The organism is Streptomyces sp. SCPE 10 (genome assembly GCF_051980735.1).
Taxonomy (GTDB): Bacteria; Actinomycetota; Actinomycetes; order Streptomycetales; family Streptomycetaceae; genus Streptomyces; species Streptomyces misionensis.
The window spans coordinates 5,339,957-5,354,301 of record NZ_CP197069.1; the positions used below are offsets into that span (position 1 = coordinate 5,339,957).

12 protein-coding genes are annotated in these 14,345 nt (G+C 73.4%); 11 read left to right on the forward strand and 1 reads right to left on the reverse strand.

Annotated elements, in window-relative coordinates; genetic code table 11:
• The first annotated feature begins 144 nt into the window (after positions 1–144).
• Positions 145–2,376, forward strand: a complete 2,232-nt coding sequence (locus ACSP97_RS24835; RefSeq protein ID WP_440554317.1) for a putative bifunctional diguanylate cyclase/phosphodiesterase — start codon at positions 145–147, stop codon at positions 2,374–2,376.
• 63 nt (positions 2,377–2,439) lie between these two features.
• Here ACSP97_RS24835 and ACSP97_RS24840 read toward each other — a convergent pair whose 3' ends face one another.
• Positions 2,440–3,027 (reverse strand): TetR/AcrR family transcriptional regulator, encoded by a 588-nt coding sequence (locus tag ACSP97_RS24840; protein WP_355151693.1) that lies wholly within the window; start codon positions 3,025–3,027, stop codon positions 2,440–2,442.
• An 85-nt stretch (positions 3,028–3,112) separates the two neighbouring features.
• Between ACSP97_RS24840 and ACSP97_RS24845 the strand changes: the two genes are divergently transcribed.
• The 10 genes from ACSP97_RS24845 to ACSP97_RS24890 all read left to right on the forward strand — a co-directional run bounded on the left by ACSP97_RS24845 (position 3,113) and on the right by ACSP97_RS24890 (position 14,324).
• Positions 3,113–3,484, forward strand: a complete 372-nt coding sequence (locus tag ACSP97_RS24845) for a DUF4267 domain-containing protein (RefSeq protein ID WP_440554319.1) — start codon at positions 3,113–3,115, stop codon at positions 3,482–3,484.
• Positions 3,485–3,611: 127 nt separating this feature from the next.
• Entirely contained in the window at positions 3,612–3,908 is a 297-nt protein-coding gene (gene gatC, locus ACSP97_RS24850) for an Asp-tRNA(Asn)/Glu-tRNA(Gln) amidotransferase subunit GatC (RefSeq protein WP_070023066.1), read from the forward strand.
• 5 nt (positions 3,909–3,913) lie between these two features.
• Positions 3,914–5,410: an Asp-tRNA(Asn)/Glu-tRNA(Gln) amidotransferase subunit GatA gene (gene gatA / locus ACSP97_RS24855; RefSeq protein ID WP_355151691.1), complete on the forward strand. Its 1,497-nt coding sequence runs from the start codon at positions 3,914–3,916 to the stop codon at positions 5,408–5,410.
• Positions 5,407–5,646, forward strand: coding sequence for a hypothetical protein (locus tag ACSP97_RS24860; protein ID WP_053662973.1), 240 nt, complete (start codon positions 5,407–5,409; stop codon positions 5,644–5,646). The genes gatA and ACSP97_RS24860 overlap by 4 nt, the downstream gene beginning before the upstream one ends.
• A 16-nt stretch (positions 5,647–5,662) precedes the next feature.
• The gene (gene gatB, locus ACSP97_RS24865) at positions 5,663–7,177 is read left to right on the forward strand and encodes an Asp-tRNA(Asn)/Glu-tRNA(Gln) amidotransferase subunit GatB (protein ID WP_382077480.1); all 1,515 of its coding nucleotides are present in this window, start codon (positions 5,663–5,665) and stop codon (positions 7,175–7,177) included.
• Positions 7,178–7,391: 214 nt separating this feature from the next.
• On the forward strand, positions 7,392–9,623 hold the full coding sequence (locus tag ACSP97_RS24870) for an MMPL family transporter (RefSeq protein WP_355325407.1): 2,232 nt from the start codon (positions 7,392–7,394) through the stop codon (positions 9,621–9,623).
• On the forward strand, positions 9,601–10,173 hold the full coding sequence (locus tag ACSP97_RS24875; protein ID WP_355151688.1) for a GNAT family N-acetyltransferase: 573 nt from the start codon (positions 9,601–9,603) through the stop codon (positions 10,171–10,173). Before ACSP97_RS24870 ends, ACSP97_RS24875 begins: the two co-directional genes overlap by 23 nt.
• A gap of 45 nt (positions 10,174–10,218) precedes the next feature.
• Positions 10,219–10,815: a hypothetical protein gene (locus tag ACSP97_RS24880; RefSeq protein ID WP_355151687.1), complete on the forward strand. Its 597-nt coding sequence runs from the start codon at positions 10,219–10,221 to the stop codon at positions 10,813–10,815.
• Between the two features lie 183 nt (positions 10,816–10,998).
• Positions 10,999–11,160: a hypothetical protein gene (locus tag ACSP97_RS24885; protein ID WP_358273546.1), complete on the forward strand. Its 162-nt coding sequence runs from the start codon at positions 10,999–11,001 to the stop codon at positions 11,158–11,160.
• 125 nt (positions 11,161–11,285) lie between these two features.
• The gene (locus ACSP97_RS24890) at positions 11,286–14,324 is read left to right on the forward strand and encodes a helix-turn-helix transcriptional regulator (protein ID WP_440554324.1); all 3,039 of its coding nucleotides are present in this window, start codon (positions 11,286–11,288) and stop codon (positions 14,322–14,324) included.
• Positions 14,325–14,345 lie beyond the last annotated feature (21 nt).

Sequence of the window (14,345 nt, forward strand, 5' to 3'; positions counted from 1 at the left end):
ATGTGCACCTGCCGAACCCGGCGGCGGCCGGGGCATTCCCCTGCCCGCCGCGGGCGCGGCAAGGGTTCTTCAGCACGAAGCCGTCGATGGTGTCGGACATCGGGCCGCGTGGCGTGGGCACCGCCGGCTGTGAGAGGGACGGGAATGGAACCGACCGAGAGCGTCGCCCCGGACTCCCGGCTGCGCCTGCGCCGCCGCGCCGTCGCCTGGCGGGAGATCCTGCGTCCGGGCGCCGGCCGCACCCGCCCGCGCGTCCACCCGGCCGCGGCCGGCGCCGCCCGGCCGCTTCCGCGTCCGCCGCTGGCCGTCGAGCCCGTCCCCGGCCTCGGCGCCGGCCGGGAGCCCGGGCGCCGGCTGCCCCGGCCCGCGCTGCCCGCCGCCGTCGTCGCCGCCGCGGCCGTCGTCCTGGGCGCCGGCTTCTACGGCGCCTTCAGCGGCCGGCACGCCCTCTTCCCGTCCGGCACCGCCGGCTGGTCGCTGGCCCTGCTCACCGGGATCATCGTCGGCCACCTCGTGATGCTGGGCCGCGCCCGCTGGTGGGGCGGCACCGGCTCCGGCGCCGCCCTCACCCTCGCCGTGCTGCTGCTCTTCGGCTGGGTCAGCGCCGGCATGATCAGCCTCACCGTCGTCGTCCTGGTCGGCATAGCCCGCAGGCAGCGCTGGCGGCAGGGCGTGCTGCACGGCGCGGCGGACCTGCTCGGCATCGCCGTCGGCGCCCTGCTGCTCGCCGGGTTCGACCGGTTCCCCAGCGTCGAGGCGCCCTGGCGCACGCACAGTTGGAGCATCGCCACCGCGCCCGAGATCGTCCTGGTCGCCGTCGCCTACCTGGCGGTCAGCCGGGGCCTGCTGTGGTACCTGAACGCCCCGCGCGACGGCGCACTGCCCGACATCGCCCGTCCCGCGCTGCTCAGACAGGGCCTGGTGGCGGTGGCGCTGCTCGGCATCGCGCCGCTGCTGTGCGTGGTCGCCGACACCCAGCCGGTCCTGCTGCCGCTCTTCGCGATCCCGCTGATCGCCATCGACTCGGCGCTGTGGATGGCCCGCGCGCGTGCCGAGGAGCAGCTGCGCGACCCGCTGACCGGGCTGCCCAACCGGCAGTGGCTCCAGGAGCGGATCTGGACCGCGCTGGACGAGGCGGACCGCATCGGGGCCCGTTCCGCACTGATGCTGATCGACCTTGACCGCTTCCGGTCGGTCAATGACACCCTCGGTCATCTCGCCGGTGACCGGCTGCTGTTGCAGATCGCCGAGCGGCTGCGGCTCGCCCTGCCGCGCGGCGCCGAGGCGGCCCGGCTCGGCGGGGACGAGTTCGCCGTCTTACTGCCCGTCGCGGACTCCACCACCTCCGCGATGCGCGTCGCCCGCGGCCTGGTCACCGCGCTCAGCTCCCCGCTCGACCTCGACGGCCTCACCCTCGTCCTGGAGGCCAGCGCGGGGGTCGCCGTCTTCCCGGACCACGCCATGGAGGCCGAGGGGCTGCTGCGGCGGGCCGACGTGGCCATGTACCAGGCGAAGCGGGACCGTACGGGGGTCGAGGTCTACGAGTCCAAGCGGGACTCCAACACTCCCGACCGGCTCGGCCTGCTCGGCGATCTGCGCCGGGCGCTGGACGCGCACGAGGTGCAGCTGCACTACCAGCCCAAGGTCCGCTTCGACGGCCAGGTCGCGGGCCTGGAGGCGCTGGTGCGGTGGGTGCATCCCGAGCGCGGGAAGGTGCCGCCGGACGAGTTCATCGCGATCGCCGAGTCGTCCGGGCTGATGCCCCACCTCACCGAGTACGTGCTGGAGACCGCCCTCGCCCAGGTCGCCCGCTGGCGGGCGCAGGGACTGCGGGTCCCGGTCGCGGTCAACGTCTCCCCGCGCGACGTCCACACCCCCGGCTTCGCCGGCTCGGTCGCCGCGCGGCTGGCCCGGCACGGGGTCCCGGCGGGCGCGCTGCAACTGGAGATCACCGAGCACGTCCTGCTGGAGGACCCGCAGCGGGCCGCGGACACCCTGGCGGCGCTGACCGGGCACGGCGTGAAGATGTCCCTGGACGACTTCGGCACCGGGTACTCCTCGCTGGTGCACCTGCGCCGGCTGCCGGTCAGCGAGCTGAAGATCGACCGCTCCTTCGTGGCCCGGCTGGCCGTGGACACCGAGGACGCGGAGATCGTGCGCTGCACCGTCGACCTCGCCCATTCCCTGGGCCTGCTCGTCGTCGCCGAGGGCGTGGAGGACGACGAGACCTGGGAACGGCTGCGCGACCTGGGCTGCGACGCGGTACAGGGCTGGCTGGTCGCGGCGGCGATGCCGGCGGACGAGACGACGGCGTGGCTCCGGGCCCGGGAAGCGAGCACGTGCGGCGCCTCGGCCCTCCCCCCGGCCCGCCCCTGACGGTGGCCCGGCGCCGGCCTCGGGCCCGGCGCGGTCCGCCGCGCGGTTCACCGCGTCCCTCCGCTACTCGTCCCCCGCCTTCGCGAAGCGGTCCACCAGGAGGCGCAGGCGCCCGGCGTGGGCCGGTTCCGGCAGGCGGCCGCTGCGCATGAGCGTCGCCAGGCCGTGCAGCGCGGCCCAGAAGGTCTCCGCCACCTGGCCGGGTTCCTCGGCGGGCGCCGTGACCGGTGTCACGACCGCCAGCAGTTCGCCGAAGGCCTCCTGGAGGGCCGCCGGGGCCTCCGGGGTCGCGAACGGCAGGTCGACCAGGTGGGTGAACATCGCGTCGTAGAGGGCGGGTCGGCGGCGGGCGAAGGACATGTACGTCTCCGCCACCGCCGCCAGTGCGGCCCGCGTGCCCGGCGCCGCCTCCCGCGCCCGGCGCATGGCCACCGCCAGCTCCGCGCAGCCCTCCACCGCGACCGCCGCCATGATCGCGCCCTTGCCCTTGAAATGGCTGTAGAGGACCGGCTGGCTGTACTCGATCTCGGCGGCCAGCCGGCGTGTGGTCACCGCGTCCCAGCCCTCCGCCTCGGCCAGTTCCCGGGCCGCCGTCACGATCAGCCGCCTGCGCTCCGCTCGTTCGCGCTCCCGGCGCGTCTGGATCGTCATACCCGTGATTCTAGCAACGCTAGCCATTCTGTCGTAGCTCTGTTAGCGTCACTCTCATTCCTAGCGTTGCTAGCAAAGGGGAGTCATGACCGTCATCGCCTACACCCTGGCCGTGCTGCTCGATCTGTTCTGCCTGTTCCTCGGCTACCGCTTCTGGTTCCGGCCCGGCCCCGCCGCCGCCGGCTACGGCGTCCCGGCCGATCCCAACGGAGACGCCGGCGCCTACCTGTCCATCAAGGGCCTCAGGGACGGCACCTTCGGCGTGGTGGGCCTGCTCCTGCTCGCCTTCGCCGGGGCACGGGCCGAGGCCTGGCTCATGGTCGGCGTGGCCCTCGTCCCGCTCCTGGACGCCCGGATAGTCCTGCGCCACGGCGGCCCGAAGGCAGTCGCGTTCGGCGTGCACCTCGCCACCGCCGTCGTCGTCCTGGTCGGCGCCGCGCTGCTCTTCGCGGTCTGACCGGCCCCCGGGCGCGCCGGCCGGCACCGTTCGGCGGGCGTGCCCCGGGAAACCGTTTCACGGCCACCCCGCCCCGCCCCATAGGATTGGCCCCAAACCACACACACTCACCCCAGAGGATCGCTGCATGCCTGGCATCACGCGCGAGGAGGTCGCCCACCTCGCCCGGCTGGCGCGTCTGGAGCTGAAGCCCGAAGAGCTCGAACACTTCGCGGGACAGCTGGACGACATCATCGGCGCGGTCGCCCGCGTCAGCGAGGTCGCCGACCAAGACGTACCGCCGACCTCGCACCCGCTCCCGCTGACGAACGTCATGCGCGCGGACGAGGTCCGTCCCTCGCTCACCCCCGAGCAGGCGCTCTCCGGCGCCCCCGCCCAGGAGCAGCAGCGTTTCAAGGTGCCGCAGATCCTGGGGGAGGAGTGACCGCCATGACGGACAACATCATCAAGCTCACGGCCGCACAGATCGCCGAGAAGATCGCCTCCGGCGAGCTGACCGCGGTCGAGGTCACCGAGGCCCACCTCGCGCGCATCGACGCCGTCGACGAGAAGGTGCACGCCTTCCTGCACGTCGACCGCGAGGGCGCGCTCGCCCAGGCCCGCGCCGTGGACGAGAAGCGCGCCCGCGGCGAGAAGCTCGGCCCGCTGGCCGGCGTCCCGCTCGCGCTCAAGGACATCTTCACCACCGAGGGCGTGCCCACGACCGTCGGCTCGAAGATCCTGGAGGGCTGGATCCCGCCGTACGACGCGACCGTGACCAAGCGCCTCAAGGCCGCCGACGTCGTCATCCTCGGCAAGACCAACATGGACGAGTTCGCCATGGGGTCCTCCACCGAGAACAGCGCCTACGGTCCGACCGGCAACCCCTGGGACCTCACCAAGATCCCTGGCGGCTCCGGCGGCGGTTCCTCCGCCGCGCTCGCCGCCTTCCAGACCCCGCTCGCCATCGGCACCGACACCGGCGGCTCCATCCGCCAGCCGGCCGCCGTCACCGGCACGGTCGGCGTCAAGCCGACGTACGGCGCGGTCTCCCGCTTCGGCATGGTGGCGTTCTCCTCCTCCCTCGACCAGGGCGGCCCCTGCGCCCGCACGGTCCTGGACGCGGCCCTGCTGCACGAGGTCATCGCCGGCCACGACCCGATGGACTCCACCTCCATCGACGCCCCGGTCCCGCCGGTGGTCGAGGCCGCCCGCAACGGCAGCGTGGCGGGCATGCGCGTCGGCGTCGTCAAGCAGTTCCGCGGCGAGGGCTACCAGGCCGGCGTCCTCCAGCGCTTCGACGAGTCCGTCGAGCTGCTGAAGGAACTGGGCGCCGAGATCGTCGAGCTGGACTGCCCGTCCTTCGACCTCGGCCTGTCGGCGTACTACCTGATCGCCCCCTCCGAGTGCTCCTCCAACCTCGCCCGCTTCGACGGCCTGCGCTACGGCCTGCGGACCGGCGACGACGGCTCGCACTCGGCCGAGGAGGTCACCTCCCTGACCCGCGAGGCCGGCTTCGGTCCCGAGGTCAAGCGCCGCATCATGCTCGGCACCTACGCCCTGTCGAGCGGCTACTACGACGCCTACTACGGCTCCGCGCAGAAGGTCCGCACCCTCATCACGCGCGACTTCGAGAAGGCGTTCGAGCAGGTCGACGTGATCGTCTCCCCGACGACCCCGACCACCGCCTTCGCGATCGGCGAGCGCGTCGACGACCCGATGGCGATGTACCTCGCGGACCTGTGCACCATCCCGACCAACCTGGCGGGCAACGCGGCCATGTCCCTGCCCTGCGGTCTCGCCCCGGAGGACAACCTCCCGGTGGGCCTGCAGATCATCGCCCCGGCGATGCAGGACGACCGGCTCTACAAGGTCGGCGCCGCCGTCGAGGCCGCCTTCGTGGAAAAGTGGGGACACCCGCTGCTTGAGGAGGCTCCGTCGCTGTGAGCAAGCTGTCCAAGGCCAAGGACTTCAAGAAGTCCAAGTCCGGTACGTACCTGTCCATGGCCACCACCGCGTTCGGCGCGATCGGTGTCACCAAGCAGATCAAGAAGGCCCGCGCCGAGCACGACACGCTGCGGCTGATCGACGCCACGGTCTCCGCCGTCGCGATCGTGACCGGCCTCGCGATCCTCTACCGCGAGCTGAAGCGGCTGGGCGACGACGACGTCCTGCTGGGCTGAGAGGGAAGTTTTCACCGTGACCACCACGACCGACCTGGTGTCGTACGAGGACGCACTGGCGTCGTACGACCCCGTCATGGGCCTCGAGGTCCATGTCGAACTCGGCACCAAGACCAAGATGTTCTGCGGGTGCTCCACCGAGCTGGGCGCCGAGCCCAACTCGCAGACCTGTCCCGTCTGTCTCGGCCTGCCCGGCGCGCTCCCGGTCGTCAACGCGACCGGCGTCGAGTCGGCCGTCAAGATCGGCCTCGCGCTGAACTGCTCGATCGCCGAATGGTGCCGGTTCGCCCGGAAGAACTACTTCTATCCGGACATGCCGAAGAACTTCCAGACCTCCCAGTACGACGAGCCGATCGCCTTCGACGGCTACCTCGACGTGCAGCTGGAGGACGGCGAGACCTTCCGCGTGGAGATCGAGCGCGCCCACATGGAGGAGGACACCGGCAAGTCGACGCACGTCGGCGGCGCCACCGGCCGTATCCACGGCGCGTCCCACTCCCTGCTGGACTACAACCGCGCCGGCATCCCGCTCATCGAGATCGTCACCAAGCCGATCGTGGGCGCCGGCGAGCGCGCCCCCGAGGTGGCCAAGGCGTACGTCCGTGAGCTGCGCGAGGTCATCCGTGCCCTCGGTGTGTCCGAGGCCCGCATGGAGATGGGCCAGATGCGCTGTGACGTGAACCTGTCGCTGATGCCCAAGGGTGCCGACAAGTTCGGCACGCGTTCGGAGACGAAGAACGTCAACTCGCTGCGCTCGGTGGAGCGCGCGGCCCGCTTCGAGATCATGCGGCACGCGGCCGTGCTGTCCTCCGGCGGCACCATCGTCCAGGAGACCCGCCACTTCCACGAGGACACCGGGTCCACGACCTCGGGCCGCGTGAAGGAGGAGGCCGAGGACTACCGGTACTTCCCGGAGCCCGACCTGGTGCCCGTCGCGCCCTCGCGCGAGTGGGTCGAGCAGATCCGTGCCGAGCTGCCCGAGCTGCCGCTGGCCCGCCGCACCCGGCTGCTGGCCGAGTGGGGCATCTCCGCCACCGACATGCAGGCGATCCTCAACGCCGGCGCGCTGGACCCGATCGTCGCCACCATCGAGGCAGGCGCCGACGCGGCGGCCGCCCGCAAGTGGTGGATGGGCGAACTGGCGCGCAGCGCCAACGAGTCCGGCACCGCGCTGGACGAGCTGGCGATCACCCCGCAGCAGGTGGCCCGGGTCACCGAGCTGGTCGCGAAGGGCGATCTGAACGACAAGCTGGCCCGCCAGGTCATCGAGGGCGTCCTCGCGGGCGAGGGCACCCCGGACGAGGTCGTCGACAAGCGCGGTCTGAAGGTCGTCTCCGACGACTCGGCGCTCGGCACCGCCGTGGACGAGGCCATCGCCGGCAACCCCGGCATCGCGGACAAGATCCGCGGTGGCAAGGTGGCCGCGGCCGGCGCCCTGGTCGGCGCGGTCATGAAGGCCACCCGCGGCCAGGCCGACGCGGCCCGCGTCAAGGAGCTGATCCTGGAGAAGCTCGGCGTCAGCGAGGGCTGAGCCACCGTCCGACCCGAGGGGGGACGTGCCGTGTCCGGCGCGTCCCCCCTCGGCATTTCACCCGACTGCTGTGAATAAGCCCACGAACGCAGCAAATGATCTCTTCTGCCTGCAAGAGTGTCCGGCGATTGCTCATCCGTTCTTTGCGGGCTGTTCGGTTCATGGACGACTGTTCCCGGTCAAAGATCCACAAATCCTCCTGGGGAGCACGTCCGTGGCAGCCCTCGCGCGCTGGTGCGTCAGGCACCGACTGATCGCCGTTCTGCTGTGGTTGTGCGCCTTCGGCGGCGCCACCGCGGCCGCCGCCGTGACCGGAACGTCGTACTCGAACGACTACTCGGTCCCCGGCACCGAGTCCGGCCGCGCCGCCCAGCTGCTCCACGAGGGCTTCCCGGGACTCGGCGGCGACAGCGACACCGTCGTCTGGCACACCACCCGCGGCACCGTGCGCGCCGCCGACGTCGAACAGGGCATGACCCGCGCCCTCGACGAGATCGCCGCTCTGCCCGGCGTGTCCTCGGTGGACGGCCCCTACAGCGACCAGGGCGCCGATCAGATCAGCCGGGACGGCCGCACCGCCTACGCCACCGTCACCTTCGCGCAGCAGGCCGAGAACATCGGCGAGTCCGAGGCCGACTCCGTCGTACGGACCGCCAAGGCCGCAGCAAACGACGGCCTCCAGGTCGAGCTGGGCGGCAGCGCGATCGGGCTCACCGAGGCGCCGCGCGACCATACCGCGGAGGTGGTCGGCGTGCTCGTCGCCGCCGTCGTCCTTCTCCTCGCCTTCGGCTCCCTCGCCGCCTCCCTGCTGCCCATCGCCACCGCCCTGATCGGCGTCGGCACCGCCCACGCGGGCATCGGGCTGCTCGGCCACGCGATGACGGTCGCCGACTTCGCCCCCATGCTCGGCATGCTCATCGGCCTCGGCGTCGGCATCGACTACGCGCTGTTCATCGTGACCAGGCACCGACGCGGACTCAAACGCGGGCTCGGCGTCACCGAGGCCGCCACGAACGCCGTCGCCACCACCGGACGCGCCGTCGTCTTCGCGGGCGCCACGGTGTGCATCGCCCTGCTCGGCATGCTGATCCTGCGGCTGAGCTTCCTCAACGGCGTCGCCATCGCCGCCTGTCTGACCGTCGTCCTCACCGTCGCGGCCTCGGTCACCCTGCTCCCCGCCCTGCTGTCGTTCATCGGCCCGCGCGCCCTCAGCCGCCGCGAACGGCGCCGGCTCGCCACTCAGGGACCGCGCCCCGAGGTGCCCACCGGCTTCGCCGCCCGCTGGTCCGCGCTGGTGGAGCGGCGCCCCAAACTGCTCGGCTCGCTCGCCGTCGCCGTGCTCGCGCTGCTCGCCCTGCCCACCCTCTCGCTCCACCTCGGCACCTCCGACCAGGGCAACGATCCCCGCGCCTCCACCACCCGCAAGGCCTACGACCTGCTCGCCGAAGGCTTCGGCCCCGGCGTCAACGGGCCGCTGACCCTCGTCACCCGGGTGGACGGCGCCGCCGACCGGATAGCCCTGGACAACCTCGACGCCACCCTGCGCTCCACCCCCGGTGTCGCCGCCGCCACCCCGGCCGCCTACGCCACCGGCGGCGAGACCGCCTACCTCACCGTCGTGCCCGACTCCGCGCCCCAGTCGGCGCGGACCAGTGCCCTCGTGGACCGGCTGCGCGGGCAGGTGCTGCCCGAGGCCGAACGGGGCACCTCCCTCGACATCCAGGTCGGCGGGGTCTCCGCCGGATACGACGACTTCGCCGATGTGATCATCGGCAAGCTGCCGCTGTTCGTGGGCACGGTCATCGGGCTCGGCTGCCTGCTGCTGCTCCTCGCCTTCCGCTCCCTCGGCATCCCGCTGAAGGCCGCGGTGATGAACATCGCCGCCGTCGCCGCCGCGTTCGGTGTCGTCGTGGCCGTCTTCCAATGGGGCTGGGGCAGCGAACTGCTCGGACTCGGCCGCGAGGGCCCCATCGAGCCCTTCCTGCCCGTGATCATGGTCTCGGTGCTCTTCGGGCTCTCCATGGACTACCAGGTCTTCCTGGTCAGCCGGATGTACGAGGAGTGGCTGGAGACCGGCGACAACCGGCGCGCGGTCCGCGTGGGCCTTGCCGAGACCAGCCGGGTGATCAACTCCGCGGCCGTGATCATGATCTCGGTGTTCCTCGCCTTCGTCCTCAGCGGTGACCGGGTGATCGCCATGTTCGGCATCGCCCTGGCCGCCGCCGTGGCCGTCGACGCCTTCGTGCTGCGCACCCTGCTGGTGCCCGCCCTGATGCACCTGCTGGGCGCCGCCAACTGGTGGCTGCCCCGCTGGCTGGACCGCCGGCTGCCGCACATCAGCATCGAGCCGCCCGAGTGCCGGGCCGCGCATGAGAGGCTCGGCCGGGTCCACATGGACGAACTACGGGAGGAAGAGCAGCGCGATGTACGCGATATCCCTGGGTGACGGCGCCGAACTGCGCCCGCTGGAGGTCTGGCACGCCGAGGAAGTGCTGGCCAACATCGACCGCGGGCGCGAGTTCATCGGCCGGCACGTCGGCCTGCCCGAGGTGGTCGCCGATCTGGACGGCGCTCGCGCCTGGCTGCGGGCGTACGCCGACAAGCGCGCCGCCGACGGCGGCTCCCTGCACGGCATCTGGCAGCACGGCACGCTCGTCGGCGGGCTGCTCTTCCGGGTCTGGGACACGCCGAGCGGGGTGTGCGAGGCGGGCTGCTGGCTGGAGCCCGCGGCGGCCGGGCGCGGGCTCGTCACCCGGGGCATGCGGCTGCTGCTCGACTGGGCGTTCGAGGAGCGCGGCATGCACCGGGTCGAGTGGCACGTGGCACCCGGCAACCAGCCCAGCATCAACGTGGCCCGGCGGCTCGGCATGACCCGCGAGGGTGTACTTCGCGAGAACCATCCGCACCACGGCGTGCGCACCAGCACCGAGATCTGGGCGGTACTCGCCCCCGAATGGGCCAAGACACGCGAGGACACCGGGCAACACGCCCATTGACGATCATTAATGGACCTCTCAGACGGCGTCCGTACGGTGCTGTGCATGGCAACGAAGACATCGGAAGACGCCGCGGTGCGGCACGAGGACGAGACGACGGAGGGGGTCGGCACCGCCGAGCAGGCGGTGGACAGCACACGGGACGCCTCGGCGGCCACGGCCGAGGGCGCGACCGCCGAGGAAACGGCCGGCGGCGCGGACGAGACGGCCGACGGCCCCCGGGACGAGATTCCGGGCACCAAGACCCCGTCGGGGGTCGGCCAGGGCGCCGGGGCCGTCGTCTCCGCCGTACTGGGCCTGGTCTCGCTCAGCGGCGGCTGGGTCGGCACCGTCGCCGGCGCCCGCCAGCAGCTCATCGGCCAGCTGCGGACGTCGTCCACGGCGGGCGTCGCCCAGCAGATCAAGGCGGTCTACGGCGACGCCTGGCACGCCACCGCGCTGTGGGCCGGCCTGTTCGCGCTGGCCGCGCTGATCACCGGCGTGGTGGTGCTCGCCCGGCCCGCGTTCGGCACCCCCGGCCGCCCGCAGGCGCCCTGGATCAAGTCGGTGGCCTGGGCGGGCGTCTCCCTCGGCGTCGTCGGCCTGATCCTCGCGGTCCTGAAGTACTCGGACGCGCTGCTCGCCCTGCCGTCGGCGAGCTGACCGGCGCGGGAGCCTCAGGGGTCTTAGGGAACTCGTGCACAGGTCACCGGTTCCCTGAGACCCCTTATGCGTGCGGCAGGGGCCGGCGGACGCCCGAAGATGCGGAACTCTCCCGATGCGCCGCACCCGGCCGGGGGCGGAGTGTGGAGGCGTCACCGACCCGCCGTTCGCGAAGGACCCGCCGTGATCGAGATCGAGAACCACGCCCGTATGCACACCGACCGGCTGATGCGGGAGGCCGACCGGCACCGCCTGGCCCGCGCGGCGACCCGGGCCCGCCGCGCGGCCCGCCACACCGGAAGGCGCGGGCACCACGGCTTCCACCGGCCGGGTGACCGCACATGACGACGGCACCGCGCGCCCCCGGCGCGACGCGACCCGCCGTGTCCCCCGCTCCACTCCCCGACATCAGTACGACGATCACACCGAGCCTGTGGAAAACCGGCGCCCCGGCACCGCGGCCACGTGCGATGCTCGGGCCCGTGGAAACCAGGTCCGTCAGTCCCGTGTTCGTCGGCCGCACTCAAGAGCTGGCGGTGCTGAACGAAGCGCTCGCCCGTGCCGCCGCGGGCGAGCCGCAGGCCCTGCTGCTCGCCGGTGAGGCGGGCGTGGGCAAGACCCGCCTCGTCGAGGAGTTCGGCGCGGCGGCCGGGCGCCGGGGTGCGATCGTGGCCGTCGGCGGCTGCGTGGAGATCGGCGCCGATGGGCTCCCGTTCGCCCCGTTCTCCGCCGCGCTGCGCGCCCTGCGCGAGGCACGGCCGGCGCGGTTCGCCGCCGCGGCGGCCGGCCAGGAGGAAGAACTCGCCCGGCTGCTGCCCGAGCTGGGCGACAGCGGCGCGGGCTGCCATGACGAACAGGGCATGGCCCGGCTGTTCGAACTCACCGCCCGGCTGCTGGAGCGCGTCGCCGCCACCGACACCGTCGCGCTCGTCCTGGAGGACCTGCACTGGGCCGACGCCTCCACCCGCCATCTGCTCGCCTACCTGGTGCGCACCCTGCGCACCGGCCGGCTCCTCGTCCTCGCCACCTACCGCTCCGACGACATCCACCGCCGCCACCCCCTGCGCCCCCTGCTCGCCGAGCTGGACCGGCTGCGCACCGTCCGCCGGCTCGAACTGCCCCGCTTCACCCGGGAGGAGGCCGCCCGCCAGCTCGCCGGCATCCTGGCCGCGGAACCCGACCCCGCCCAGGTCGACGCCGTCTTCGCCCGCTCCGACGGCAACGCCTTCTTCATCGAGGAACTCGCCGTGGCCGCCTGCGAGGGCTGCCGCACCGGCCTCACCGACTCCCTGCGCGACCTGCTGCTGGTGCGGGTCGAGGCCCTGCCCGAACCCGCCCGGCGGATCGTCCGGATCGTGGCCGAGGGCGGCTCCACCGTGGAGTACCGGCTGATCGCGGCCGTCGTTGGACTCCCGGAGGACGACCTCATCGAGGCGCTGCGGGCCGCCGTCGGCGCCAACATCCTCACCCCCGCCCCGGACGGCGACGGCTACCGCTTCCGGCACTCCCTGGTCCGCGAGGCCGTCGCCGACGACCTGCTGCCCGGCGAGCGCTCCCGCCTCAACCGCCGCTACGCCGAGGCGCTGGAGGCCGACCCCGCCCTCGTCCCGGCCGACGCCCGCGTGCCGCGCCTGGCCGGCTACTGGTACCACGCCCACGACCCCGCCAAGGCCCTGCCCGCCGTCCTCGACGCCTCCGTCGTCGCCCGCCACCGGCACGCCTACACCGAACAACTCCGGCTGCTGGAACGGGCGATGGAGCTGTGGGACAGCGCCCCCGAGGAGGTGCGGGCCGGCCTGCGCCCCGTCACCGGCGCCGAGGCCTGCGCACCCTGCGGCGACACCGGCGCCCCGCCGCGCCTGCTCGACCTGATGGCCGAGGCGACCGTCGCGGGCCGCTTCGGTGGGGAACGCGAGCGGGCCCTGGCGATCACCAAGCGGGCCCTGCGCCTGCTGGAGGACGAGCCGGACCCGCTGTGCGCGGCCTGGTTCTGGATGCAGCGCTCCCGACTCGTCCAGGCCCTGGCCCGCGGCGACGGCCGGCGGGAACTGGCGACCGCCCAGGACCTGGTGCGCGGCCTGCCCCCGTCCGAGGTGCACGCCGAGGTGCTGGCGCTGGCCGCCAACTGGTCGATGCTGCACCGGCCGGGCCCCGAGGCCTTCGCCGCCGCCGAACAGGCGGTGCAGTACGCGCGGATGGTCGGCGCCCGCGACATAGAACTGCACGCCCGCCTCACCCTGGGCGGACTGCTGGTGGACGCCGGGGAACACGAGGCCGGGCTCACCCAGATGCGCCAGGTCCTCACGGACACCCTCGCCGAGGGCGTGCCCCATGTCGCCGACCGCGCCTATGTGAACCTGCCGTCCGAGCTGATGAGCGTCGGCCGCGACCGCGAGGCCGTACCCCTGCTGCGCGAGGGCATCGCCTTCGCCTGCCGGCACGGACTGCCCGACTCCGAGGCCTGGATGTGGGGCAACCTGTCCGACGCGCTCTACTCGCTCGGGCAGTGGCCGGCGGCCGCCGAGGCCGCGGCGCAGGCCACCCGGGCCGGGCACGGCGCCAAGCCCCGCGGCGCGGGCGTCCTCAAGCTGGCCCAGCTCGCCCTGGCCCGCGGCGACCTCACCGAGGCGGCACGCCAACTCTCCGCCGCCCGCGCCCGCTACGGCGCCGACGACCCCATGCCCCAGCAGTCCCTCCCCCTGGCCCGCGTCGCCCTCGCGACCGCCGCGGCACAGGGCCGCGTCGCCGACGCCCGCGCCGAGCTGCTCCGGGCCCTGGACGCCGGCCTCCCGCCGGGCACGCACCGCTACGGCTGGCCGCTGCTGCTGGCCGCCGCCACCGCCGAGGCCGACACCCGTGCCCTGCCGGCCGCCCAGCAGGGCCGCGCCGAACTGCTCGGACGGCTCACGGCGACCGTGCGCACCCTCACCACCGGCGCTCCCGTGTGGGCGGCCTACGAACACTGGACCCGCGCCGAACTGTGCCGGGCGGAGGACCGGGACACGGTGGAGACCTGGGCGCCGGTGGTCGCCGCCTTCGAGTGCCTGGACCGTCCCTACGACCTCGCCCGGGTCCGCCTCCGGCTGGCCGGGGCGCTGCTGGGGGAGGACGGTGACGAGCGCGACCGCGCGCTGGAACTGCTCCGGCTGGCCTCGGCGGTGGCCGACCACCTCGGTGCCCGCCCCCTCGCCGCCGCCGTCGCCCGCCTCGCCCGCCGGGCCCGCCTGGACCTGGCTCCCGGCACCGCCCCCGAACCCGTCCCGGCCGACCCGGTCGCGGCCCTGGGCCTCACCACCCGGGAGCGGGAGGTGCTGCGCCTGGTCGCGGCCGGCCGCACCAACCGGCAGATAGCCGAGGAACTGTTCATCTCGCCGAAGACCGTCAGCGTCCACGTCTCCAACATCCTCGCCAAGCTGGGGGTGTCCAGCCGCGGGGAGGCGGCGGCGCTGGCCCACCGGCTCGGCCTGTTCCCGGCCCGTGCCCAGGACCCGGTGGCGGCGGGACAATGACGACCGGACGCCAGGCAGGGG

What these genes read in the sequence shown, in the direction of transcription:
- ACSP97_RS24835 (WP_440554317.1), top strand. Translation starts at nt 145, where the DNA reads ATGGAACCGACCGAGAGCGTCGCCCCGGACTCCCGGCTGCGCCTGCGC.
- ACSP97_RS24840 (WP_355151693.1), bottom strand. Translation starts at nt 3,027, where the DNA reads ATGACGATCCAGACGCGCCGGGAGCGCGAACGAGCGGAGCGCAGGCGG.
- ACSP97_RS24845 (WP_440554319.1), top strand. Translation starts at nt 3,113, where the DNA reads ATGACCGTCATCGCCTACACCCTGGCCGTGCTGCTCGATCTGTTCTGC.
- gatC (WP_070023066.1), top strand. Translation starts at nt 3,612, where the DNA reads ATGCCTGGCATCACGCGCGAGGAGGTCGCCCACCTCGCCCGGCTGGCG.
- gatA (WP_355151691.1), top strand. Translation starts at nt 3,914, where the DNA reads ATGACGGACAACATCATCAAGCTCACGGCCGCACAGATCGCCGAGAAG.
- ACSP97_RS24875 (WP_355151688.1), top strand. Translation starts at nt 9,601, where the DNA reads ATGTACGCGATATCCCTGGGTGACGGCGCCGAACTGCGCCCGCTGGAG.
- ACSP97_RS24880 (WP_355151687.1), top strand. Translation starts at nt 10,219, where the DNA reads ATGGCAACGAAGACATCGGAAGACGCCGCGGTGCGGCACGAGGACGAG.
- ACSP97_RS24890 (WP_440554324.1), top strand. Translation starts at nt 11,286, where the DNA reads ATGCTCGGGCCCGTGGAAACCAGGTCCGTCAGTCCCGTGTTCGTCGGC.